The organism is Sphingomonas trueperi (genome assembly GCF_011927635.1).
In the GTDB taxonomy this organism is placed as follows: Bacteria; Pseudomonadota; Alphaproteobacteria; order Sphingomonadales; family Sphingomonadaceae; genus Sphingomonas; species Sphingomonas trueperi.
The window spans coordinates 187,955-209,976 of the sequence record NZ_JAATJB010000001.1 but is presented as its reverse complement, the minus strand read 5'-3'; the positions used below and the strand labels follow the sequence as shown (position 1 = coordinate 209,976).

The window sequence follows — 22,022 nt, the reverse complement described above, 5'->3', positions numbered from 1 at the left end:
CCCGTTCGAAGCACCCGCATGTCCCCCTCCGATCGTCGTACGTTCGCCATCATCTCGCACCCGGACGCGGGCAAGACCACGCTCACCGAAAAGCTGCTGCTGTTCGGCGGCGCGATTCACCTTGCCGGTGAAGTGAAGGCGCGCGGTGCCGCCCGCCGTGCGCGCTCGGACTGGATGAAGATCGAGCAGCAGCGCGGCATCTCGGTCACCAGCTCGGTGATGACCTTCGAGCGCGACGGGATCACTTTCAACCTGCTCGACACGCCGGGCCACGAGGACTTCTCGGAAGACACCTACCGCACGCTCACCGCCGTGGACTCCGCGGTGATGGTGATCGACGTCGCCAAGGGCATCGAAAGCCAGACGCGCAAGCTGTTCGAGGTCTGCCGCCTGCGCAACGTGCCGATCATCACCTTCGTCAACAAGGTGGACCGCGAGGGCCGCGAGGTGTTCGCGACGCTCGACGAAGTGGCCGAGCTGCTCCAGCTCGACGTGGTGCCGATGACCTGGCCGGTGGGCATGGGCGGCACCTTCGAGGGCATTTACGACCTTGCGACCAAGCGCCTGCTGCTCCCCGAGGGCGATGCCCGTGAATTCCACGGCAAGGTGATCCAGACGACCGGGCTCGACGATCCGCAGCTCGACGCGATCGTCTCGCCCGACAATCTCGCCAAGCTGCGCGAGGATGTGGAACTCGCCCAGGCGGGCTATGCCGAGTTCGACGGGGAGGCCTATCGCAACGGCGACATGACGCCGGTCTATTTCGGCTCGGCGCTGAAGGAGTTCGGCGTGGACTCGCTGATCGCCGCGATCGCCGAGTTCGCCCCGCCGCCGCACGCGCTGCCGGCCGAACCCGCGCCGGTCGAGCCGACCCGCGACGAGGTGACCGGCTTCGTGTTCAAGGTCCAGGCGAACATGGACCCGAACCACCGCGACCGCATCGCGTTCATGCGGCTGGTCTCGGGCACGTTCAAGCGCGGCATGAAGCTGACGCCGACTGGCCATGGCAAGCCGATCGCGATCCACTCGCCGATCCTGTTCTTCGCGCGCGAGCGCGAACTGGCGGACGAGGCCTTCCCGGGCGACATCATCGGCATCCCCAACCACGGCACGCTGCGGGTGGGCGATACGCTGTCCGAGCGGGCGGGGGTGCGCTTCACCGGGCTGCCCAACTTCGCGCCGGAAATCCTGCGCCGCGTGGCGCTCAAGGACCCGACCAAGACCAAGCAGCTGCGCAAGGCGCTGGACGATCTGTCCGAGGAGGGCGTGATCCAGGTCTTCTATCCGGAGATCGGATCGAACTGGATCATCGGCGTGGTCGGCCAGCTGCAGCTCGACGTGCTGCTCAGCCGGCTCGAGGCGGAATACAAGGTCGGCGCGGTGCTCGAACCTTCGCCCTATGACACCGCGCGCTGGATTTCGTCGGACGATGCCGCCGCCCTCAAGGAGTTCCTCGATCTCAACCGCGGCGCGCTCGCCAAGGATCGCGACGGCAATCCGGTGTTCCTGGCCAAGTCGGCCTGGGAAGTCGGCTATATCGCCGAGCGCTATAACAAGGTGAAGTTCGCGGCGACGCGCGAGCGGTAATCAGGCCGCGGCGCGCTGTTCCCGGCCGCGCTCGCCGAGACCGCTGGCGATCCAGTCGCGGATGCGCTCGGCGCGGCCGAGATCGGCTTCGAACTTGGCGAGCAGCTCCTCGGCGCCGCTGGTGTCGGTGCCGGCGGCACGCATCATGGCGAGGACTTCCTGCTGGGCGGCAATGTGACGCTCGGCGAGCACCACATTCTTCTCGGCTTTGACGAGGTCGGTCGGGGTATAGCTCATGTGGTTATTATAGAAGTAACTACGCGGCAGCGGGAATCGCGCGGCTATTCGACCCAGTCCGTCGCCAGCCGCCGGCTCGCCAGCGCCATCAGGATGCCGGCGACGAGATACAGGCCGAGCCCCGCCGCGATCGCGTAGCGCAGGCCGTCGGCGGCACCATAGGCAGGCGTCAGCTGCTGGGAGAGCAGGCCGATCACCCAGCTGCCGAGGCCCAGCCCGATCAGGTTGTTGATCAGCAGGAACGAGGCCGAGGCGGTGGCGCGCATCTGCGGCGGCACGAGGTGCTGGACGGCGGTGAGTACCGGCCCCAGCCAGACATAGACCAATGCCTGCGGCACCAGGAACAGCAGGAACGCTGTCTGCCAGCTCTGCGCCAGCACGCCTGCGACGAACAGCGGCAGGCCGAGGACGTAGCAGATGGCCGGCGCCAGCGCGTACCACTTCCGATCGCGTGTGCCCAGCCGGTCGCCCAGCCAGCCGCCGAGCAGGATGCCCGCCACGCCGCCGGTGAGTGCAAGTGCCCCGAAGAACTGACCGACCTGCGCCAGGTCGAGCCGGAAGCTGCGCAGGATCAGGCTCGGCAGCCAGAAGGCCACGCCGTAGCCGCACATCGATCCCGCCGCCGCGCCGAAGGCGAGCAGCCAGAAGCTCGGCTTGGCGGCGAGGATGCCGAAGACGCGGGAGAGGGGGACCTGGTCCTTGGCCGGCGCGGCGCGCGGGGGATCGCGGACGAGCAGCTTGAACGGCACCGCGATGACCAGCCCGAGCAGCCCGACGACGAGGAAGGCGGTGCGCCACTCCACCGCCTGGGCGATATAGCCGCCGAGCAGGGCGCCGCCCGCCGAGCCGAGCGGGATGCCGAGCGAATAGATCGACAGCGCGCGCGACCGGCGCTCGGCCGGATAGGCATCGGCGATCAGCGCATAGCTCGGCGCCACCCCGCCCGCCTCGCCAACCCCGACGCCGAGCCGGAAGAGGAACATGCTCGTGAAATGCTGCGCCGTGCCGCACAGCGCAGTGAACGCGCTCCATATGCCCAGCGAGACGGCGATCACCCAGCTGCGGCTGGTGCGGTCCGCCAGCATCGCCAGCGGGATGGCGAGGGTGGAATAGAGCAAGGCGAAGGCGAAGCCGCCCAGCATGCCGAGCTGCCCATCGTCCAGCCCCAGGTCCGCCTTTACCGGCTGGGCGAGGATCGAGAGGATCTGCCGGTCGAGGAAGTTGAAGATATAGACCAGCAGCAGCATCGCGAGGACGATGCCGCGCGGCGTCGCGGGGCGGGTGGGGTGCGAGGGCATGATGGGTCCTTTGTGCGCCGGTGGTCGGTTCGATGCTAGCGCCGTGATCACCCTCACCCTCCCCACCGCCCGCGGCGGCGCCTCCCTCCCTCTTTGGGAGAGGGAGGGAGGCGCGAAGCGCCGGAAGGGTGAGGCTGAAAAGCCCCCTAGAACTTCACCGTGCCCGACACGAACACCTGGCGCGGGTTGCCGTAATAGCCGGTCAGTACGCCCTCGGTCCCCAGCGTCGGCACATAGGCCCCAGCGGGCGTACGCAGGAAATCGCCCGTGTCGGGGTTCTGCGCGAGGAAGTTGTAGCCCGAGACGATGTAGCGCTTGTCGAACAGATTGCGGCCATGCACCCCGATCGAGAATCGCTTGTCGATGTCCCAGTTGAGGTTCGCATCGAACAGCGTGAAGCCCGGTTGGTCGAGCATCGGCGTGCGCAGCTCGAACTGCTGCGAGGCACTGCGGTACGAGGCGGTGAAGCTCGCTGCGACCTGACCCTCGCCGCCGACCGGCACCGAATAGCCGATCGTGCCGCTCGCGGTCCAATCGGGCGTGTTCTGGATGCGGCGGCGGCTGGCGACGTCGATGCCGCGCGAATCGATGAAGCGCTTGTAGCGGGCATCGAGATAGCCGACCGACCAGTTGAGGTTGAGCGTCCCGCCGGGCGCCGCGAGGTCGCGCGCAGCGATCAGGTTGCCCTCGAACTCGACGCCCCGCATCCGCGCCTTGCCGGCGTTGGTGGTGATGCCGATGAACGTCTGCTGGCCGTTGATCGTGGTACCGATCGAGCCCGGCACCTGCACGTCGGTGTAATCGGCGTGGAAGGCAGCGAGCGCGAAGGTCAGCCGGCGATCGAACAGCGCCGCCTTGTAGCCGATCTCGTAGCTCGTGACGGTCTCGGGATCGAACGACATGAAGTCATAAACCTGCTGCGGCGTGCAGGCGCCGCCGCTCGGCGTGCGGCAGGCGCTGGTCTGGCCGCGCGGGTCGAAGCCGCCGCCCTTGAAGCCGTCCGCCCAGCTCGCATAAAGCGTGTGGTCGGCACTTGGCTTGAAGCTGATCGAGGCGCGGGGCGTGAACTTCTTGAAATCGGCGCTGCCGCGGAAGTCCGAGGTGGTGGCGAACAGCACACCGGTGCCGCCGAAATAGGGCGAGCCGCCGCCGAGATAGGTCTGGCGCAGCACGCGCGACTGACGCTGGTCCCAGGTGTAGCGCCCGCCCGCCGAGACGCTGAACATCGGGGAGAGGTCGTAGGTGAAGTCGCCGAACACCGCGACGGTATCGGTGTTCACGTCGCCAAAGGTCAGCGCGGTCACGCCGCCGGGCAGCCGCACGTCGAATACGGTGCGCGCCTTTGCGTCGAGATAATAGACGCCGAGCAGGCCCGAGAGGCTGCCGGTATCCACCAGCAGCTGCGCTTCCTGGCTGAACTGCTTGTTGTTGTAGAAGGCCGGCACGTCGACCTGCACCGCCGGCAGCGCGTCGAAGTCGATCGGGGTGGCGCTGTCGTCCTTGCGATAGGCGGTGATCGAGCGGAAGGTCAGCCAGGTGGCAGGGCGCAGTTCGGCGAGGCCGGTGACGCCCCAGGCTTTCACGTCCTGACGCGGATTGATCAGGCCGCCCTGCGAATCGAACACGTCCGCCAGTACGGGCGTGCCGCTGACGATGCCGGGGATCAGCCGGTGGCCGCCGCGGCTGTTGCTCTTGTCATGGGTATAGTCGCCCGAGACGCGGAAGAAGGCGCTGCTGCTCGGTTCATATTCCACCGTACCGCGTGCAGCCCACAGGTCCTTGTTGTAATTGTCCTCGCCGGTGGTGAGGTTGGTGCCGAAGCCGCCGCGGCTCAGCCGCGCGCCCGCGGCGCCGATCTTGAGCCCGGTGTCGCCGATCGGCGCGCTGGCGCTCACCACCAGATCGGCCTGGTTGTACGAGCCATAGCTGCCGCGCAGCTGGAGCGTGGGATCCGCACCGATCCGCTTGGTGACGTATTTCACCGCGCCGCCGATGGTGTTGCGGCCATAGAGCGTGCCCTGCGGCCCGCGCAGCACCTCGATTCGCTCGACGTCATAGATGTCGAGCACCGCCGCCTGCGGGCGGTTGAGGTACACGTCGTCGAGATAGAGGCCAACGCCGGCCTCGAACCCGGCGACCGGATCCTGCTGGCCGACGCCGCGGATGAAGGCCGACAGCGTGTTGTTGGTACCGCGCGACACCTCTAGCGAAACGTTCGGCGCGGACTGGGCGATGTCGGTGATGTCGAGCGCACCCTGCGCATTCAGCTGCGCGCCGCTGATCGCGGTGACGGCGATCGGCACGTCGATCAGGCTTTCCGCGCGGCGGCGGGCAGTGACGATGATCTCGCCGTCCTGCTGTTGCTGCGCGGCATCGGCGCTCTGGCCGGCGGCTTCGCTGTCCTGGGCGAAGGCTGGCGTGGCGGCGAGCAGTGCGGCGCTCGCGAGCAGGGCGATACGAACGGAATCGTGCCGTGACATGGTAATCCTCCCCTGGTGCAACCCATCTTTGAACGCGGGTTGTAAGCCGTTGCCCGAAGCTATACTGAAACCTGAACCGGGTTTCAACTTGGGATTGGCAGGGGGAGGCGAAGCATGGCGGGCGAGCGTGGCATTTCAGCCACTTCCGTGCCGGAAGGCGGCGAGACGGCCCGCGATGCGAAGGTGCCGCGCACAGAGCGCGGCCGCCGGACGCTGCGCGCGATCCTCGACGCGGCCGCGGCCGAATTTGGCGAGAAGGGCTTTCACGAAGGTTCGATCAGCGGGATCACCCGCCGCGCCGGCGTCGCGCTAGGCAGCTTCTACACCTATTTCGATTCGAAGGACGCGGTGTTCCGCGCGCTGGTCCGCGACATGAGCGACCAGGTGCGCGAGCATGTCGGCCCGGCGCTGCGCGGCGCGCGCGACCAGATCGACGCCGAGCGCGCGGCGCTGCTCGCCTTCATCCGCTTCGCGCGCACGCACAAGGAAATCTACCGGATCGTCGACGAGGCCGAGTTCGTCGACCCCGCCAGCTTCCGCCACCATTATGCCAGCACCGCCGATCGCATCGCCGCCCGCCTCCGCGCCGCTGCCGAGCGCGGCGAGGTGCGCGACGACGTGAGCGAGATCCACGCCTGGGCGATCATGGGGATGAACGTCTTTCTCGGCCTGCGCTACAGCGTGTGGGACGAAGGCACGCCGCCCGAAGCCATCGCCGACGCAGTGGCGCAGCTGCTGGCGCGGGGGATCGGCGCTGCTACTTCTTCGCGAGCAGATCCTTGAGGCCGGCCAGCGCCTTGGTCGGCCCGGCTTCCTCCTCGCTTTTCACGCCGGCTTCGCGCAGCACCTCGGCGGCGCGGGGGCTGCGCGGATAGGGATCGAGCTCGAGTGCCATCGTCTCGGCCGCGGCCTCGCCCAGGTCGATCATACCGCCGGCATAGAAGACGGTGTCGCACTCGTCCTCGGTCAGCTCCACCTCGTCCTCGCCGGTAGTGGTGGGTTCGGGGACGAAGCGGATCGCGAAATCCTGCTCGATCTTGGCGGGCAGCGGATCGCCGGTGACGACACAGGCCTGCGTCAGCCGGGCGGAGAGATGCCCGCGCGCGACCACCCCCTGCGCATCGCGGCGCAGATGGTAGACGGCCTCCAGCTTCTCGATCGCCTTCAGGCCGAAGCGGGTGCTGAGCGCCGCGCGCTCACCTTCGTCGGCGGTGATCCGGACGTCGCTTTCGCCGGCGCCGATCTGGTCGAGCCGGTGGGGGCGGGAAAATTCTACATCGGTCATTCGGGAAGCTCTCCTGCAATCACACGCGCGAGCGGCATCGCCGCCAGCGCATCGCGAAAGGCGCGCAGCCGCGCCTCGACATGGGTGAGTGCGGCGGCCGCAGGGGCCTCGCCGCGATACAGGTTGCGGATCAGCGCGGGCCCCAGCTCGCCTTCGGCCAGCCCGCTGCGATAGGCGCCGAGCCGGCCGCCGAGCATGCCCATCATCCGCCCGACATGCTTGCCGACGATGATGTCACCGATGCCGATCTCGCGCAGCTGGCCGTCCATGTCGTCGATGAAGCACTCCGCTACCGCGGTGCTGGTCGGGATCCCGGCAGGTTCCGCCTCCAGCCGGAGCAGTACCAGGCAGAGCACCGCCGCGATCATGTCGAACCGGCCGTCGACCGTGTCCGGCACCGCGCCCTCGGTGTACCAGTGGGGCGCGCGGCCGCGCGCGACGACGCCCGCATAGAGCTGCGGGGCGGTGCCGCGATCGGGCTTGCCGAAGAGCCGCTGGAGCATGCGCATCGCCGTTGTTCGTGCCTTCCTTGGGTGCGACCTTGTTTGGCCGCATTTTGCCGCATATTGAGGCCTTCGGCCCGCGATGCAATCCGGGGGTCGCTCGTGTTTGCCTGGAGATCCTGATGTCGCTTCCCGTTCGCACGCTCGGCACCGCCGCGTTGTTGGTCGTGCTCGGCACCACCGCCTGTACGCCGGTGCGGACGCATCAGGGCTATGTCGTCGATCACGACCTGGTCGCCTCGGTGCAGCCGGGCATCGATACGCGCGATTCGGTGATGCAGACGCTGGGCCATCCCAGCTTCACCAGCCAGTTCAACGAAGGCGAGTGGTTCTACGTCTCGCGCGACAGCAGCAACTTTGCCTTCCGCAACCCGAAGGTGAAGAGCCAGACGACGCTGCGCATCCGCTTCGACCAGGCCGGCAACGTCACCTCGATCGACCAGACCGGCGTCGACCTCGTCGCCTCGATCGACCCCTATGGCAAGACCACGCCGACGCTGGGCCGCCGCCGCAGCTTCTTCTCCGACCTGTTCGGCAATATCGGTACCGTCGGCGCGCCGGGTGCCGGCCCGGGCGGCGGCGGCAACACCGGCCCGTAAGTTTCTTTCCATCCGCTGACCGGATCGTTCGCGCAACGTTCAGCGAGGCTTGTTCATAGATGCTCCCAAGCCGGCCGTCGGACCGGCGGTTCGATCAGGATGGAGAAGCATATGAAGAAGCTCGTTCCCATCGCCCTGCTGATGGCGATCGCGGCCCCTGCGCTGCTGGTGCCGGCGAGCGCGATGGCGCAGTCGCGCGCCGAGCTGCGCGAAGATCGCCGCGACATTCGCGACGCCCAGCACGACCTGCGCCGGGCGCAATGGTCGGGCGATCCGCGCCGCATCCACGAGGAGCGCCGTGACCTGCGCGAGGCGCGCCGCGAATATCGCGAGGACCTGCGCGACCGCGACCGTCGCTGGGCCGAGAATGACTGGCGCAGCTGGCGCGACCGCAACCGCGGCCTCTATGCCCGCGGCGCGTGGCGGGCGCCGTTCCGCTATTATCGCTTCCAGCCGGGCGCGCGGATCGGCCCGGTCTATTATGGCCCGCGCTACGTGATCGGCGATCCGTGGCGCTATCATCTGCCCCGCCCGGTGTTCGGCCAGCAATGGGTGCGCCACTATAACGACGTGCTGCTCGTCGATACGCGGCGCGGCACCGTGATCCGGGTGGTGCCGGGCTTCTACTGGTAACAAAAAAACGGCCGCATCGATTCTGTCGATGCGGCCGTTTCAGGTTGCGGGTTATCCAAGGGATCTATTGCACCGGCAGAACGTCGCTCGCGCTGAACGGTTCCAGATAAATTGCCGCCGCAATGGTGCAATCCTTTGGGCAAAAGCGTCATCAGAATAGGCATTTACGGCTTTCTCTTCGCGGTTCCTGAAACGTTCACGTTGCCCTAGCTGCACTTCCTCGCAAATATGCCGATGTCCGATTCGGATGCATCGCCCGGGGGGAATGCTGATGGCGTTGAGTATTCTCGATGCGGTGACGCGCGAACTCACCTTATTCGCTGCCATATTTCTTGCCGTCGGCGGGTTGGACGACTTGATCGTCGACATGATTTTTCTTTTCTCTTGCCTGGGCGGGGGCAGGCGGAACCAGCGCATCATTGCTGGGGATCGGTCTGAGACGGCGGAATACCGGTTCGCCATTTTCGTGCCGGCCTGGGACGAATCGGCGGTGATCGCGCCGATGCTGCGGTCGATGCTCGCGCGCTGGGGAGACGGCCCATACCGCATCTATGTCGGTACCTATCCGAACGATCCGGCAACAATTGCCGCGGTGCTTTCGCTCGGGGCGGAGGATTGGCGGGTGCGCCTTGTGATTGGCGCCCGCCCCGGGCCCACAACCAAGGCAGATTGCCTGAATGTACTATGGGCGGCGCTGGAGCGAGACGAGGCCGCCGAAGGAGAAGCCTTCACGGCGGTGGTCCTGCATGATGCGGAAGACGTGGTGCACCCGCAGGAACTCGCCGTCTATGCCAGTTGGGTCGGCACCCATGGCGCCGTGCAGCTGCCGGTCGCGCCGCTCTGCCAGCCGGGGTCGCGACTGGTGTCGGGCCATTATCTCGACGAATTCGCCCAGTCGCACGGCGCGACGCTGCCGGTGCGGCAGATGCTGGGCGCCAGCCTGCCGCTCGCCGGCGTGGGGTGCGCGATCCGCTGCGACGTGTTGCGCCGGATCGCCGATGCGCGTGGCACGCCCTTCGACGCGACGAGCCTCACCGAGGATTACGAGCTCGGCCTCCGCCTCCGGGCGCTGGGCACGCGCTGCGCCTTCGTGCGGGTGCCCGAGCGCGCCAATGGTCCCCCGGTGGCGATTCGCGCCTATTTCCCGGCCACGGTGCCGGCTGCCGTGCGGCAAAAGGCGCGCTGGATGGCCGGCATCGCACTCGCCGGCTGGGATCGGACTGGCTGGGGGCAGCGCTGGGACCTGGGCGACCACTGGATGCGGATGCGCGATCGCCGGGTCACGCTGGCGATGCTCGTGCTCGCCATCGCCTATGCCGCGCTGGTCTGTTGGGGTCTTTCGGCGCTTTGTCATGCGCTGCTCGGCGGTCCCCCGCCTGCCTGGGACCCGCTGCTCGCGCAGCTCGTGGCGCTCAACCTCACGCTGCTCGGCTGGCGGGTGGCGATGCGCACCGCATTGGTGACGCGCCTCCATGGCTGGCGCGAGGGGGGCTGGGCGGTGCCGCGGATGGTGGTCGGCAACTATATCGGGCTGCTCGCCGCGCGTCGGGCGCTGTGGATCTATGTCCGCCTGCTCGCCGGCGGCCCGTTGCGTTGGGACAAGACGGCGCACCAGTTTCCCAGCACGCCGTTCGATCCCCAATCGGCCGTTGCATGAACCGCGCGGGCCGCGGCCGGCCGCTGCGGTTCGTCGGACTGATTGGACTCGGCTGGGTCGGGCTGCGGTGCGTGCTGCTGTGGCCGCCTCCGGTGAACACGGGCCCCATCGCTGCGTATCGGATGCCGGGTAGCGGCGCCCTGGTCGCCCGCCCCTTGGCCCCGCCGAGGGTTCGGCCACCCGCCCGTGCGGCGCTGGTTCGGCTGCCGACCCGGCGTGCGTCCCCGCATCCTGCCGCGGACGAACGTCGTCCGCGGCTGTCGATCCTCGCGCCCGATGCCGTGTTGCCGTCGCCGACCTCGGAAACCCAGGGTGCTGGTGCTGCGTCCGCGCCGGAGGCGGTACAGGCTTTTCCCGGGCAGCGGCTGGACCCACCGGCTGGCGCCGGTCCGCGGCGGTGGAGCGGCAGTGCCTGGTTCGCCCTGCGGCCCGGCCAGGGTATCGGCGCAGCGCCGGCGGCGGGGCAGCTCGGCGGCAGCCAGTATGGCGTGCGTGTGGTGCGCGCGCTGGACCGGCGCGGCAGGCTCGCGGCGGTCGGCCGAATCGCCGGGCCGCTGCGGGGGCAGGGGGCGGAAGTGGCGCTCGGGTTCGAGTGGCGGCCTGCCGGCATACCCGTACGGATCGCGGTCGAAGAGCGATTCGGCCTGGACGGCATCCAGGGCGGGCCGGGGCTCGGGGCGGTGGCCGGCCTCTATCGCGAGCGCGCGGCTTTTCGCCTCGAGGCCTATGGCCAGGCCGGCGCGATCCTCCGCGTCCGACTGGAGCCCTATGCCGATGGCGCGCTGCGCCTGACCCGCACCATCGCCGCCGGCCGCGCGACCGCGCTTGCCGTGGGTATCGGCAGCTGGGGCGCCGCGCAGCGCGGTGTGCAGCGGCTCGATATCGGCCCGACATTGGTCACCAGCGTGCCGATCGGCGCGCTGCAGACGCGCATCGCGCTGGACTGGCGGCAGCGGATCGCCGGCAATGCGCGGCCGGGCTCGGGCGTCGCGCTCACGCTGGGCAGCGATTTCTGAGAGCCTGTTTGGAGACGCGCCGGTCCCGACTCGAAATTCGCTCTTTCGCGGATTTCCAAACGGTCTCTGAGGCTAGCGCCGACCCAACCCCCACCTTCTCCCTTTCGCAAGGCCGCACAAACCGGCTAGGCCTAGGGCCGCATGGATCTCTATCTTCCCATCGCCAACCTGTCGGTCAACGCGCTCGTGATCGTGGCGCTGGGGCTGGGCGTGGGGCTGCTCTCGGGCATGTTCGGCGTGGGCGGCGGATTCCTCACCACGCCGCTGCTGATCTTCTACGGCATCCCGCCCACCGTCGCGGCTGCCTCGGCGGCGAGCCAGGTGACCGGCGCCAGCGTCTCCGGCGTGTTCGCCCACTTCCGCCGCAAGGGCGTCGACGTGCAGATGGGGGCGGTGCTCGTCGCCGGCGGGATTCTCGGCAGCCTGCTCGGCGGCTGGCTGTTCAAATTGCTCCAAGCGAGCGGCCAGATCGACGTGGTGATCGGCGTGCTCTACGTCGTGCTGCTCGGATCGATCGGCGGGCTGATGGCGAAGGAATCGGTCGGCGCGATCCGGGTGTCGCGCGGCGCGCGACCGCCCAGGGCCCGCAAGCGGCGGCACCATCCGCTGGTTGCCTCGCTGCCGTTCCGCTGGCGCTTCTACGCCTCGGGCCTCTACATCTCGCCCCTGGCGCCGCTGCTGCTCGGCGTGTTCACCGGCGTGCTGACGATGCTGCTCGGCGTGGGTGGCGGATTCATCCTGGTGCCGGCGATGCTCTATATCCTCGGCATGGGGACGCAGACGGTGGTCGGCACCTCGCTGTTCCAGACGCTGTTCACCACGGCGGTGGCGACGATGGTGCACGCGACGACGACCAAGGCGGTCGACATCGTGCTGGCGATCCTGCTGCTGCTCGGCTCGGTGGTCGGCGCGCAGCTCGGCGCGCGCTTCGCCGCCAAGGCCAAGCCCGAATATTTGCGGCTGCTGCTCGCCGTGATCGTGCTGCTGGTCGCGGCGCGGATGCTCGCGGGCCTCGCCTGGCGCCCGGACGAGATCTATTCGGTGACCGCGGCGTGAGACGGGCGGGCGCGCTGGCGCTGCTTGCCCCCCTGTTGATGGGGCAGGCCAAGCCCGAGCTGGTGCCCGACGTCTCGCAGCGCGACATCGAGATCGCCTACAGCTTTACCGGCGCCGAGCTGCTGCTGTTCGGCGCGATCCTCTATCCCGGCGGCCGCGCGCCAGGCGAGGGCGAGCGGCCGGCGGATATCGTCGTTGTGATCAAGGGACCGACCGAATCGGTGGTGGTCCGCGAAAAGTCGAAGGTCGCCGGCATCTGGGTCAACGCCGCGCAGATGCACTACCGCTCGGCGCCGAGCTTTTACGCCATGGCGTCGTCGCGGCCGATCCGCCAGCTCGTCGACGAGCGGACGCGGGCGATCTACGAGCTGGGGCTGGACAGCCTGCAGCTTTCTCCCGCCTCGGGCGCCACGCCGCAGATCCAGCAGCGCTTCGACAGCGGCTTGGTCGACCTCAAGCGGCGCAACGGGCTGTTCTACGAGGCACCCGGCGCGGTGGAGATCACCGGTGGCGTGCTGTACCGCGCGCGGCTCACCATCCCGGCGCGCGTGCCGGTGGGGCGCTTCACTGCCGAAACCTTCCTGATCCGCGACGGCCGCGTGCTGGCGGCGGCGGTGCGGCCGATCGAGATCCGCAAATCGGGGTTCGAGCGCTTCGTCGCGACCAGCGCCGATCGCAACGCCGTCGCCTATGGCCTGGTTGCGGTGGGCGTCTCGTTCCTGTTCGGCTGGGGGGCGGGGGCGCTCTGGCGCCGCTTCTGACGCCGCACACCCAAAATTTACCCGGACCTGCGCATGCTACTTCCGCCTTTTTGGGGGATGCACGATGGAAGGCCAGTTTCGCGTTGGCGGGTTCGAGGGAGAAGCGACGGGCGGCGGCGGCTTTTCCGCCGGGCGCGTGCCCGGTGCCGTGCGCGCGATCGGCGCGGTGTTCGAGATCGCCGGCGCGTCGAGCCAGGTGCTGCTCGACCTCGCCGAACTGGATGCGCTCGCCCGCAGTGAGGATGCCGCGCTTGCCAATGCCGGCCAGGTCGGCGCGCAGGTCAAGATCCGTGTCGGCAACGCCTGGCTGATCGCCAGCATTCGCACCGCGCTGCTCGATGCGTCGGGCACGCGCGTCGCTGCCGCGATCGATTTTCTCGGCGAGGGCGACGAGGAGAAGCTGACGGGCAAGCTCTACCGCTTCCGCCGCGGCGTCACCCGTTATCCCACGCCTGGTGCCGAGGTGTTCCCGGTCACCACCGCCGATCTCTGCCAGATCTATGCCGCCGACGAGCGCCCCCATATCGAGGTCGGGACCGTCTACCCGACCAAGGACATCCGCGCCGCGCTCTATGTCGACGCGATGCTCGGCAAGCATTTCGCGCTGCTCGGCTCGACCGGTACCGGCAAGTCGACGTCCGCGGCGCTGATTTTGCACCGGATCTGCGCGCTGGCGCCGCAGGGCCATGTCGTGATGATCGATCCGCACGGCGAATATGGCAGCGCCTTCCAGCACAACGGCGCGCTGTTCGACGTTTCGAACCTGCAGCTCCCCTATTGGCTGATGAACTTCGAGGAACATTGCGAGGTGTTCCTGACCAGCGAGGGCAGCGATCGCCAGGTGGATGCCGACATCCTCGCCAAGTGCCTGCTCGCCGCGCGCTCGAAGAACCGGATCGGGCAGGAGATCGGCAAGCTCACGGTCGACGCGCCGGTGCCCTATCTGCTTTCCGACCTGACCAACGCGCTCACGCTCGAAATGGGCAAGATGGACAAGGCGACCGATACGGCGCCCTATCTCCGCCTGAAGAGCAAGATCGACGAGGTGAAGGGCGATCCGCGCTACGCCTTCATGTTCTCGGGCATGCTGGTGGCGGACACGATGGCGGCGTTTCTGTCGCGGATCTTCCGACTGCCGGGCGACGGCAAGCCGATCTCGATCATCGACGTGTCGGGGGTGCCCAACGAGATCACGAGCGTGGTCGTCGCGGTGCTCAGCCGGATGGTGTTCGACTACGCGATCTGGTCGCGCGGCGAGGCCAAGCGGCCGGTGCTGCTCGTCTGCGAGGAGGCGCACCGCTATGTGCCCAACGAGCGCAACGCCGATGGTTCGTCGGTGGGGCGGATCCTCAGCCGCATCGCCAAGGAAGGGCGCAAATATGGCGTGTCGCTGGGGCTGATCACGCAGCGGCCATCGGACCTTGCCGAGGGCGTGCTCTCCCAGTGCGGCACGATCCTGTCGATGCGGCTCAACAACGAGCGCGACCAGGCCTTTGTCCGCGCGGCGATGCCGGAGGGGGCCCGCGGCTTCCTGGATGCGATTCCGGCGCTGCGCAACCGCGAGTGCATCGCGGTGGGCGAGGGCGTGGCGACGCCGGTGCGGCTGCTGTTCGACGACCTCGATCCCGCCCAGCGCCCGGCCTCGGACGATCCGCTCTTCTCGGAGCTGTGGCGCGAAGTCGGCGGCGAGGAGGCGATGCTCGAGCGGACGATCCGCCGCTGGCGTTCGCAGGGGCGGTAAGGCACTCGTTCCGCCCCAACCATCGTCATTCCCGCGCAGGCGGGAATCCATTGGCCGAGTCCGTGTGGTTCTTGCTGCGGCGAAACGGCAAATGGATCCCCGCCTCCGCGGGGATGACGAGGGGTTCATGGTCCTCGGAGTAGCTTACTCCGCCGCGTCCTTCTGGACGCCGTGGCCGACGGGCACCGCCATCAGGCCGTGCAGCCTGGCCTTGAAGGCACCCAGCGCACCGCCCGCGAGGCGCCGTACAGAAGTGAACGACACCGCGCGCGGATTGACCGCCTGCCCGTTGCGGGTGGTCTCGAAGTGCAGGTGCGGCCCGGTCGACAGGCCGGAATTGCCGCTGCGGCCGATCTGCTGGCCCTTGCGCACCGACTGGCCGCGGCGGACCATCACCTTGCTCAGATGCGCATAGCCGGTGGCGAAGCCGCCGCCATGGTCGATTCGCACGAGGTTGCCATAGCCCGACGCGCCCCCCGCCACGCGCACCACCCCGTCGACCGCGGCGAAGACCGGCGAGCCATAGGGCGCGGCGATGTCGATGCCCTTGTGCATCCGGGTGAAGCCGAGGATCGGGTGCATCCGCATGCCGAAGGCGGAGGAGAAGCGGCCGTTGACCGGCATGGTCATCATGCCCGTCTTGCTGCCGGTGCCGTTGGCGTCGAACCATTCGGTCTTGCCGTCGCTCTCCCAAGGAGCGAGTTGGATACCGTTGGCGCAGCCGGTGACGCCGGCATACATCAGCTGGCCATATTGGACTTCCCCGGTCGCCGCGCGCGCCTGGCCGAGGATCAGGTCGAACTTGCACGACGATCCCAGCTTCGACACCGACACCCGGCTCGCCAGCGTGCGCAGGAAGGTCTCCACCGCCTTCGCCGGCGCGCCGGCGGCACGCGCCGAGCGATAGAGGCTGGATCCGATCAGCCCCTGCACGCGCAGCGGCGTGTGGTCGATCGCGATCGGGATGGACTTGATGGCGAGCGCGGCACCGGTGCGGACCACCTCGATGCGGCGATCGAAGGCGGCGCGGAAGGCGAGCTTTTCGAGCGGGCGCGGCTGCGACGTGTCCGCGCGGCGGCCCAGCGTCATCTCCAGCACGGTGTTGCGCTGGATCTGGCCGAGCGGCATCGCGCCCGAGACGAGGCTGGCGACGATCCCGGCATCCGCCTCGCCCACGCCCGAGCGCTGCAGCACGCTGCGCAGCATCGTGCCGCTGGCGAGCCGCGCCTCATGTTCGATGATCGGGCGTTCGGGGGTGTCGGTGAGCGGCTTCACCAGACTGGTGGCGGCGACGTGGACCCCGGTGCGCGATCCCTTGGCCAGCGGCGCGATCGCCTGCGCCTGCTGCGCCTGTTCGGCTTCGCCGGTCAGCGGGGCGGGGACGATGCCCGTGATCGGCCGGTCGAAGCCGGGCGACAGCATCCAGGTAGCGGCACAGAGGGCTGCGCAGGTGGCAGCGCCGCGGAACCAGGTTCGCGAGCCGATGTCGGCGCCGAGATCGGGTACCAGGTCGAGCATCGCCAGCCGCTGGCCGATCCGGGTAGGGACGACGGCTGGGATCGCGCGCGCCAGGCCACCGCCGCCACCGGCTAGGCCCGAGCCATGATCGTCGCGAAAGAACAAGCCGTGCTGCCCCTAAGACCCGATTGCGCGCGGCAAGAAGCGGCGCGTCCATCGATTCACTCTGGAATCACGGTCTTAAAGTCAAATTAAGTTTGCCACCCGGTGACACCGTACGCGCCGACCCGTGCAGCGCGCGCGGCGAAATGGCCGAGTCGGGCGCAACCGTCACGAAGTCGTGGAAAAGCGGCGGCAAGGAGTTGCCTAATGCCGCGCGGGCGCCGATCTTGGATGTCGACATGAGCCAGTTCTCCCGTTCGCCCGTCACGGCAGTGCTGGGGCCCACCAACACCGGCAAGACCCACCTCGCCGTCGAGCGGATGTGCGGTCATGCCAGCGGCATGATCGGCTTCCCGCTGCGGCTGCTGGCGCGCGAGGTGTACGACCGGGTCGTCCGGATGAAGGGGCCGACCGAGGTCGCGCTGATCACCGGCGAGGAGAAGATCCTGCCGCCCAAGGCGCGCTGGTTCTGCTGCACGGCCGAGAGCATGCCGCTGGAGCGGGAGACCGCGTTCGTCGCGCTCGACGAGGCGCAGCTCGGCGCCGATCCGGAGCGCGGGCATGTCTTCACCGACCGGTTGCTGCGCGCCCGAGGCCGCGAGGAGACCATGATTCTCGGCTCGGACAGCCTGCGGCCGATGCTCAAGGCGCTGGTGCCCGAGGCGGAGATCGTCGGCCGGCCGCGCTTCTCGACGCTCAGCTATGCCGGGGCGAAGAAGCTCTCGCGCCTGCCGCGCCGCTCGGCGATCGTCGCCTTCTCGGCCGAGGAGGTCTATGCCGTGGCCGAGGCGCTTCGGCGGCTGCGCGGCGGCGCGGCGGTGGTGATGGGCGCGCTCAGCCCCCGCACCCGCAACGCGCAGGTAGCGATGTTCCAAGCGGGCGAGGTCGATTATCTCGTCGCCACCGACGCGATCGGCATGGGGCTCAACATGGACGTGCACCATGTCGCCTTCGCCTCGCTCCACAAGTTCGACGGGCGGCGCCAGCGCCGGCTGACCATCGCCGAGATGGCGCAGATCGCCGGCCGCGCCGGCCGCCACCAGAAGGACGGCACCTTCGGCGCGCTGCACGCGGAGGGGCCGAGCGCCTTCACCCCCGAGGAAGTGCTGGCGATCGAAGGGCACCAGGTGCCCAGGCTCGAACATCTCTACTGGCGCGAAGGCGAGCCAGATTTCGACAGCATCGACGCGCTCATCGGCAGCCTCGAGCGCAAGCCCGAGGCCGAGGTGCTGCGCGCCGCGCCCCAGGCGACCGACCTCGCCGTGCTCAAGCGGCTGGCCGAGGAAAGCTGGGTCCGCGATCGGGTGCGCCATCCGCGGATGGTCGCGCGGCTCTGGGCGGCCTGCGGGCTGCCCGATTTCCGCAAGCTCGGCGTCGATCCGCATGCACGCTTCGTAGGAAGGCTGTTCGGGCATCTGTCCGAGGGGCGCGGGCATGTGCCGCACCAATGGTTCGCCGACGAGATCCAGCGGCTCGACAATATGGGCGGCGATGTCGAGACGCTGGCCGGGCGCATCGCCGCGGCGCGCAGCTGGGCCTATATCGCCCACCGCGCCGACTGGCTGGAGCAGCCCGCGCATTGGGCCGAGCGCACGCGTGCGATCGAGGAAAAGCTCTCCGACGCGCTCCACGCCAGCCTCACCCAGCGTTTCGTCGACAAGCGCACCACGGTGCTGCTGCGGCAGATTGGTGCCGATGCCTCGAACCTGCCGGTGACGATCGGGCCCGAGGGCGAGGTGCGCGTCGAGGACCATCCGCTCGGCACGCTGCAGGGCTTCCGCTTCACCGTCGCCGCCGAGGCACGCGCCGGGGACAAGCGGATGCTGCTCGCCGCCGCCGAGAAAAGGCTGGCGGGCGAATATCGCCGGCGCGGTGCGTCGCTCGCCGAGGCGCCCGATGCGGAGCTGGCGCAGGTCGGCACCGCGATCCACTGGCGCGGGCATGACGTCGCGCTGCTCAAGCCCGGCGCAAACCTGGTGCGCCCGCGCGTGCAGCTCGATCGCGCGCTCGACATACTCGATCCGCAGACGAAGGTTGCCGTGCAGGCGCGGCTGGAGCGCTGGTTCGCCGAGCGGATCGCCGCCGATCTGCCGGTGCTCGCCAAGCTCGACGCGATCACCCGCGAGGAAGCGGCGGGGGCACCCCTGCGCGCGCTGGCCAATGCACTGCTCGAGCAAGGCGGGCTGCTGCCGCGGCGTGCAGCCGGGTCAATGCTCGAAGCGCTCGACGGGCCCGCGCGCCATCGCCTCCGCAAGATCGGCATGACGATCGGCACGCTGGACGTGTTCGCGCCGTCGCTGCTCAAGCCCCGCGCCGCCGCCCGGCGCCGCGCGCTGATGGGGTTGGCTGAGGGCCCGCCCGATGCCGCCGTGGTGTTGCCGCGCGATGCGCAGGGTGCGGAGCTCATCCATGGCTTCCGCCCCTTCGGCGCGCAGGCGGTTCGGGTTGACGTGGTCGAGCGCATCGCGCGTGCGGCGCACGAGGCGCGGCAGGGCCGCAAGCCCTTCGCGCCCGATCCGGCGCTCGCCACCTCGATCGGCCTCAAGCCGGAGACGATCGCACGGCTGATGGCGCAGCTCGGCTTTCGCACCGCGCGCGGCGATGCCGATGCGCCGCAGCGCTGGATCTGGCAGGGCCTCACCCCGCTCGCCAAGCCCAAGCCGGTGGTGGTGCCCGGCAATGCCTTCGCGGCGCTGGCGGCGCTCCGCAATGGCTGAGCCTTCGGGGCATGGGCCGGCGATGCGGGTCGATCGCTTCCTCTGGTATGCGCGGATCGTGAAGACGCGCAGTGCCGCGCAGGCCTTGTGCGAGAAAGGCCTGCTGCGGATCGACGGCCGCCGGATCGAGCGTTCGGCGGTTTCGGTGCGGGTGGGCTCGATTCTCGCCTTCCCGATCCAGGGCAAGGTGCGCGTGCTCCGCATCGAGGCGCTGCCGATCCGGCGTGGGCCGCCGGGCGAGGCGCGGCTGTGCTACGAGGATCTCGTCACCGATCGGGGCGTTCAGCCTCTGTCCGATGATTGACGTGCGCGCCCGGCGCGCATAGCAGGGCCCCCGCATTGATCGTTCGCAACCAAGGACCGTTTCCCCAATGACCTATGTCGTCACCGACGCATGCATCCGGTGCAAGTACATGGACTGTGTCGAGGTCTGTCCGGTGGACTGTTTCTACGAGGGCGAGAACATGCTCGTCATCAACCCCAGCGAATGCATCGATTGCGGCGTGTGCGAGCCGGAATGCCCGGCCGAGGCGATCCTGCCCGATACCGAGAACGGCCTGGAAAAGTGGCTGGAGCTCAACCGCACCTATTCGGAGCAGTGGCCGAACATCACCACCAAGGGGGAGGCCCCGGCCGATGCCGATGCGATGAAGGCCGAGACCGACAAGTTCGACAAATATTTCTCGCCGAATCCCGGCTCGGGCGACTGATCCCCGGGCGGCGCCTGCCGCCCTCCCGCGATGGGCCCGAAATGGTGCAGCGCGCATGGAATTATGCGCCTTTTGCATGACCTTTCACTGGTAATTTTATTACGAGCGTGTTAAATAGCGCCCGACGAAGGCAAGGACTCGCCTTCGCCCGGAGACGCTAGCGTATGCCCCGTGTTCCCTCGTCCGCCGCGCCTTGCGCGCTTGGGCGGGATCCACACTCCAACCGGGGCCGGTAATTCACGAAAGGTTCCTCGCACATGGCTGCCAAGGCGCTGTCCTTCGATGTCGGCGATTATGTCGTTTACCCCAAGCACGGCGTGGGCCGTGTGATCGAGCTGCAGAAGCAGGAAATTGCAGGCATGCAGCTCGAGCTTTACGTCCTGCGTTTCGAAAAAGAGAAGATGACGCTCCGCGTGCCGACCAACAAGGCCGAGAGCGTGGGCATGCGCAAGCTTTCCAGCGACAAGACGCTTCGCGAAGCGCTCGACACGCTGAAGGGCAAGCCCAAGGTCAAGCGCACCATGTGGTCGCGTCGCGCCCAGGAATATGAAGCCAAGATCAACTCGGGCGACCTCGTGTCGATCGCCGAAGTGGTCCGCGACCTGTTCCGTGCCGACGACCAGCCCGAGCAGAGCTATTCCGAGCGCCAGATCTTCGAGGGCGCGGCCAGCCGCCTCGCCCGCGAACTGGCGGCGATGGAAGAGATCGACGAGCCGGCGGCGCTGGAAAAGATCCTGGACATCCTGCGCAAGGCCGCGGCGATCCACAACAAGGACAAGGTTCCCGCCTGACGGCGCGGAAGCCGAAGGGTCGGATCAAAAGGGGGCGGAGCCACGGGCTCGCGCCCCCTTTTCGTTACGCCCGGATCGTGTATTGTGTGGGCAATACACGATCCGGGAGGTTCCACATGCGTCCGTTGCTCGCCCTAGCGCTGCTGCCCTTTGCCACTGCCTGCCATTCCAGCTGGGGCGACAACAAGGGCACCAAGATCGAGGCCAGTGGCACGGGCACAAGCCGCAGCTTCGCCGCGACGGGGTTTACCGGTGTGGCGCTCAAGAGCTCGGACGATGTCGACGTCCGTACCGGCGCCGCCTTTTCGGTTACGGCGGAGGGCGATCCGGCCGTGCTCGACCAGCTCGACATCCGGCTCGACGACAAGACGCTGAACGTCGGGCGCAAGACCAAGGCCGGCATGTTCTGGGACAAGAGCGGCGGGGCCAAGATCCATGTCGTACTGCCACGACTGACCGACGCCACGGTGGCGGGGTCCGGCACGATGCTGGTCGATCGCGCCGAGGGTGCGTTTGACGGCGTGGTGGCCGGCTCGGGCGACCTGCGCCTCGTCTCGGTAGCGGCGCAATCGGCGTCGCTGTCGATCGCCGGTTCGGGCAACATCACGCTCGCGGGGCGTGCGGACAAGATGGATGTGTCGGTCGCGGGCTCCGGCGACCTCCAGGGGCAGCAGTTCACCGCGGGCAGCGCCGACATCTCGATCGCCGGCTCCGGCAGCGTGCGCGCGAACGTGCCCGGCCACGCGTCGGTCTCTATCCTCGGCTCGGGTGATGTCGAGCTGCGCGGCGGCGCCAAGTGCGAGGTGAGCAAGATGGGTTCGGGAAACGTGAAGTGCTCGTAAGGACGCGCGTTCCCGCCTAGGCGTGCTCGGCGCGGCCTTCCAAATGGCCGCGCAGGCGCCGATCGAAGTCGGCGGCAATATCGCCAAGCGTAATCGTCGAGAGCTGCTCCACCAACAGCCGTTCCGCGCGGTGCAGCGCCTCCGACATCGAGGCGTTGACCGCCTGCTCGACCAGGCACTGGGGGGCAGGGTCCGCAAGCCCGATCGCGAAGATGCGGGGCTCGCCCAACGCCTTATAGACATCGAGCATGCGAAGATCGTCGAGCGGTCTGGAAAGCGTCCAGCCGCCAGCATGCCCCTTGGTCGAGCGCACGATGCCGGCCTCGCGGAGCCCCGCGAGCGTCCGGCGGACCACCACCGCATTGGTGCCGAGCATGGCTGCTGCGGCTTCCGACGTCATCGGTCCTTCCGCCCGATCCAGGTGGATCAGGAGGTGGAGCATGCGCGACAATCTTCCGTCCAGTTGCAAGCGGCGACCTCCTCGTCCGG

Annotated in this window: 21 protein-coding genes; 14 read left to right on the top strand and 7 right to left on the bottom strand. The window is 68.5% G+C overall.

Annotated features, from left to right (window positions below; all coding sequences use genetic code 11):
* The first annotated feature begins 18 nt into the window (after positions 1–18).
* The gene (locus GGR89_RS01005; RefSeq protein ID WP_125975435.1) at positions 19–1,587 is read left to right on the top strand and encodes a peptide chain release factor 3; all 1,569 of its coding nucleotides are present in this window, start codon (positions 19–21) and stop codon (positions 1,585–1,587) included.
* Here the strand turns inward: GGR89_RS01005 and GGR89_RS01000 are convergent, their stop codons facing one another.
* The 3 genes from GGR89_RS01000 to GGR89_RS00990 all read right to left on the bottom strand — a co-directional run bounded on the left by GGR89_RS01000 (position 1,588) and on the right by GGR89_RS00990 (position 5,602).
* Positions 1,588–1,824 carry a hypothetical protein gene (locus tag GGR89_RS01000; protein WP_125975437.1) on the bottom strand — a complete coding sequence of 79 codons (237 nt, stop codon included), beginning with the start codon at positions 1,822–1,824 and terminating at the stop codon, positions 1,588–1,590.
* A 44-nt stretch (positions 1,825–1,868) separates the two neighbouring features.
* A complete protein-coding gene (locus GGR89_RS00995; RefSeq protein ID WP_125975439.1) occupies positions 1,869–3,122 on the bottom strand; it encodes a spinster family MFS transporter in 1,254 nt (417 codons plus the stop codon).
* Between the two features lie 146 nt (positions 3,123–3,268).
* Positions 3,269–5,602 (bottom strand): TonB-dependent receptor, encoded by a 2,334-nt coding sequence (locus GGR89_RS00990; RefSeq protein WP_167712691.1) that lies wholly within the window; start codon positions 5,600–5,602, stop codon positions 3,269–3,271.
* Positions 5,603–5,716: 114 nt separating this feature from the next.
* Here GGR89_RS00990 and GGR89_RS00985 point away from each other — a divergent pair, with 114 nt between their 5' ends.
* On the top strand, positions 5,717–6,385 hold the full coding sequence (locus tag GGR89_RS00985; protein WP_125975443.1) for a TetR/AcrR family transcriptional regulator: 669 nt from the start codon (positions 5,717–5,719) through the stop codon (positions 6,383–6,385).
* Here GGR89_RS00985 and GGR89_RS00980 read toward each other — a convergent pair.
* A complete protein-coding gene (locus GGR89_RS00980; protein WP_125975445.1) occupies positions 6,360–6,887 on the bottom strand; it encodes a YceD family protein in 528 nt (175 codons plus the stop codon). The two genes, GGR89_RS00985 and GGR89_RS00980, sit on opposite strands and share 26 nt — an antisense overlap.
* Positions 6,884–7,396: a ubiquinol-cytochrome C chaperone family protein gene (locus GGR89_RS00975; protein ID WP_125975447.1), complete on the bottom strand. Its 513-nt coding sequence runs from the start codon at positions 7,394–7,396 to the stop codon at positions 6,884–6,886. Before GGR89_RS00975 ends, GGR89_RS00980 begins: the two co-directional genes overlap by 4 nt.
* A 116-nt stretch (positions 7,397–7,512) precedes the next feature.
* On the opposite strand from GGR89_RS00975, the gene GGR89_RS00970 reads away from it, so the two are divergent.
* The 7 genes from GGR89_RS00970 (at position 7,513) to GGR89_RS00940 (ending at position 14,853) form a co-directional block, all read left to right on the top strand.
* Complete coding sequence (locus GGR89_RS00970; protein WP_125975449.1) at positions 7,513–7,989, top strand: outer membrane protein assembly factor BamE; 477 nt, start codon at positions 7,513–7,515, stop codon at positions 7,987–7,989.
* A 111-nt stretch (positions 7,990–8,100) separates the two neighbouring features.
* The gene (locus GGR89_RS00965; protein ID WP_125975451.1) at positions 8,101–8,622 is read left to right on the top strand and encodes an RcnB family protein; all 522 of its coding nucleotides are present in this window, start codon (positions 8,101–8,103) and stop codon (positions 8,620–8,622) included.
* Between the two features lie 247 nt (positions 8,623–8,869).
* Positions 8,870–10,279 (top strand): glycosyl transferase family protein, encoded by a 1,410-nt coding sequence (locus GGR89_RS00960; protein WP_342449825.1) that lies wholly within the window; start codon positions 8,870–8,872, stop codon positions 10,277–10,279.
* On the top strand, positions 10,276–11,295 hold the full coding sequence (locus GGR89_RS22155) for a hypothetical protein (protein ID WP_241217937.1): 1,020 nt from the start codon (positions 10,276–10,278) through the stop codon (positions 11,293–11,295). Before GGR89_RS00960 ends, GGR89_RS22155 begins: the two co-directional genes overlap by 4 nt.
* Positions 11,296–11,436: 141 nt before the next feature.
* Positions 11,437–12,351 carry a sulfite exporter TauE/SafE family protein gene (locus tag GGR89_RS00950; RefSeq protein ID WP_125975455.1) on the top strand — a complete coding sequence of 305 codons (915 nt, stop codon included), beginning with the start codon at positions 11,437–11,439 and terminating at the stop codon, positions 12,349–12,351.
* A 38-nt stretch (positions 12,352–12,389) separates the two neighbouring features.
* The gene (locus tag GGR89_RS00945; protein ID WP_125975586.1) at positions 12,390–13,112 is read left to right on the top strand and encodes a TIGR02186 family protein; all 723 of its coding nucleotides are present in this window, start codon (positions 12,390–12,392) and stop codon (positions 13,110–13,112) included.
* 64 nt (positions 13,113–13,176) lie between these two features.
* Positions 13,177–14,853: an ATP-binding protein gene (locus GGR89_RS00940; protein ID WP_126002369.1), complete on the top strand. Its 1,677-nt coding sequence runs from the start codon at positions 13,177–13,179 to the stop codon at positions 14,851–14,853.
* Between the two features lie 144 nt (positions 14,854–14,997).
* On the opposite strand, the gene GGR89_RS00935 is transcribed toward GGR89_RS00940, so the two are convergent.
* Entirely contained in the window at positions 14,998–16,476 is a 1,479-nt protein-coding gene (locus GGR89_RS00935; RefSeq protein ID WP_125975459.1) for a M23 family metallopeptidase, read from the bottom strand.
* Between the two features lie 236 nt (positions 16,477–16,712).
* Here GGR89_RS00935 and GGR89_RS00930 point away from each other — a divergent pair, with 236 nt between their 5' ends.
* The 5 genes from GGR89_RS00930 (at position 16,713) to GGR89_RS00910 (ending at position 21,533) form a co-directional block, all read left to right on the top strand.
* Positions 16,713–19,190 carry a helicase-related protein gene (locus tag GGR89_RS00930; protein ID WP_167712689.1) on the top strand — a complete coding sequence of 826 codons (2,478 nt, stop codon included), beginning with the start codon at positions 16,713–16,715 and terminating at the stop codon, positions 19,188–19,190.
* Positions 19,183–19,494 (top strand): RNA-binding S4 domain-containing protein, encoded by a 312-nt coding sequence (locus tag GGR89_RS00925; protein WP_125975463.1) that lies wholly within the window; start codon positions 19,183–19,185, stop codon positions 19,492–19,494. Before GGR89_RS00930 ends, GGR89_RS00925 begins: the two co-directional genes overlap by 8 nt.
* 67 nt (positions 19,495–19,561) lie before the next feature.
* Positions 19,562–19,900, top strand: coding sequence for a ferredoxin FdxA (fdxA, locus tag GGR89_RS00920; protein WP_066722732.1), 339 nt, complete (start codon positions 19,562–19,564; stop codon positions 19,898–19,900).
* 257 nt (positions 19,901–20,157) lie between these two features.
* On the top strand, positions 20,158–20,691 hold the full coding sequence (locus GGR89_RS00915) for a CarD family transcriptional regulator (protein ID WP_066722729.1): 534 nt from the start codon (positions 20,158–20,160) through the stop codon (positions 20,689–20,691).
* Between the two features lie 116 nt (positions 20,692–20,807).
* On the top strand, positions 20,808–21,533 hold the full coding sequence (locus GGR89_RS00910) for a head GIN domain-containing protein (RefSeq protein WP_125975465.1): 726 nt from the start codon (positions 20,808–20,810) through the stop codon (positions 21,531–21,533).
* Between the two features lie 16 nt (positions 21,534–21,549).
* On the opposite strand, the gene GGR89_RS00905 is transcribed toward GGR89_RS00910, so the two are convergent.
* Positions 21,550–22,002, bottom strand: coding sequence for an RrF2 family transcriptional regulator (locus GGR89_RS00905; protein WP_125975588.1), 453 nt, complete (start codon positions 22,000–22,002; stop codon positions 21,550–21,552).
* Positions 22,003–22,022 lie beyond the last annotated feature (20 nt).

Bases quoted from the DNA above. Each gene is read 5' to 3' on its own strand.
- GGR89_RS01005 (WP_125975435.1), top strand. From the start codon at position 19: ATGTCCCCCTCCGATCGTCGTACGTTCGCCATCATCTCGCACCCGGAC.
- GGR89_RS01000 (WP_125975437.1), bottom strand. From the start codon at position 1,824: ATGAGCTATACCCCGACCGACCTCGTCAAAGCCGAGAAGAATGTGGTG.
- GGR89_RS00995 (WP_125975439.1), bottom strand. From the start codon at position 3,122: ATGCCCTCGCACCCCACCCGCCCCGCGACGCCGCGCGGCATCGTCCTC.
- GGR89_RS00990 (WP_167712691.1), bottom strand. From the start codon at position 5,602: ATGTCACGGCACGATTCCGTTCGTATCGCCCTGCTCGCGAGCGCCGCA.
- GGR89_RS00985 (WP_125975443.1), top strand. From the start codon at position 5,717: ATGGCGGGCGAGCGTGGCATTTCAGCCACTTCCGTGCCGGAAGGCGGC.
- GGR89_RS00980 (WP_125975445.1), bottom strand. From the start codon at position 6,887: ATGACCGATGTAGAATTTTCCCGCCCCCACCGGCTCGACCAGATCGGC.
- GGR89_RS00975 (WP_125975447.1), bottom strand. From the start codon at position 7,396: ATGCGCATGCTCCAGCGGCTCTTCGGCAAGCCCGATCGCGGCACCGCC.
- GGR89_RS00970 (WP_125975449.1), top strand. From the start codon at position 7,513: ATGTCGCTTCCCGTTCGCACGCTCGGCACCGCCGCGTTGTTGGTCGTG.
- GGR89_RS00965 (WP_125975451.1), top strand. From the start codon at position 8,101: ATGAAGAAGCTCGTTCCCATCGCCCTGCTGATGGCGATCGCGGCCCCT.
- GGR89_RS00960 (WP_342449825.1), top strand. From the start codon at position 8,870: ATGCATCGCCCGGGGGGAATGCTGATGGCGTTGAGTATTCTCGATGCG.
- GGR89_RS22155 (WP_241217937.1), top strand. From the start codon at position 10,276: ATGAACCGCGCGGGCCGCGGCCGGCCGCTGCGGTTCGTCGGACTGATT.
- GGR89_RS00950 (WP_125975455.1), top strand. From the start codon at position 11,437: ATGGATCTCTATCTTCCCATCGCCAACCTGTCGGTCAACGCGCTCGTG.
- GGR89_RS00945 (WP_125975586.1), top strand. From the start codon at position 12,390: ATGGGGCAGGCCAAGCCCGAGCTGGTGCCCGACGTCTCGCAGCGCGAC.
- GGR89_RS00940 (WP_126002369.1), top strand. From the start codon at position 13,177: ATGGAAGGCCAGTTTCGCGTTGGCGGGTTCGAGGGAGAAGCGACGGGC.
- GGR89_RS00930 (WP_167712689.1), top strand. From the start codon at position 16,713: ATGAGCCAGTTCTCCCGTTCGCCCGTCACGGCAGTGCTGGGGCCCACC.
- GGR89_RS00925 (WP_125975463.1), top strand. From the start codon at position 19,183: ATGGCTGAGCCTTCGGGGCATGGGCCGGCGATGCGGGTCGATCGCTTC.
- fdxA (WP_066722732.1), top strand. From the start codon at position 19,562: ATGACCTATGTCGTCACCGACGCATGCATCCGGTGCAAGTACATGGAC.
- GGR89_RS00915 (WP_066722729.1), top strand. From the start codon at position 20,158: ATGGCTGCCAAGGCGCTGTCCTTCGATGTCGGCGATTATGTCGTTTAC.
- GGR89_RS00910 (WP_125975465.1), top strand. From the start codon at position 20,808: ATGCGTCCGTTGCTCGCCCTAGCGCTGCTGCCCTTTGCCACTGCCTGC.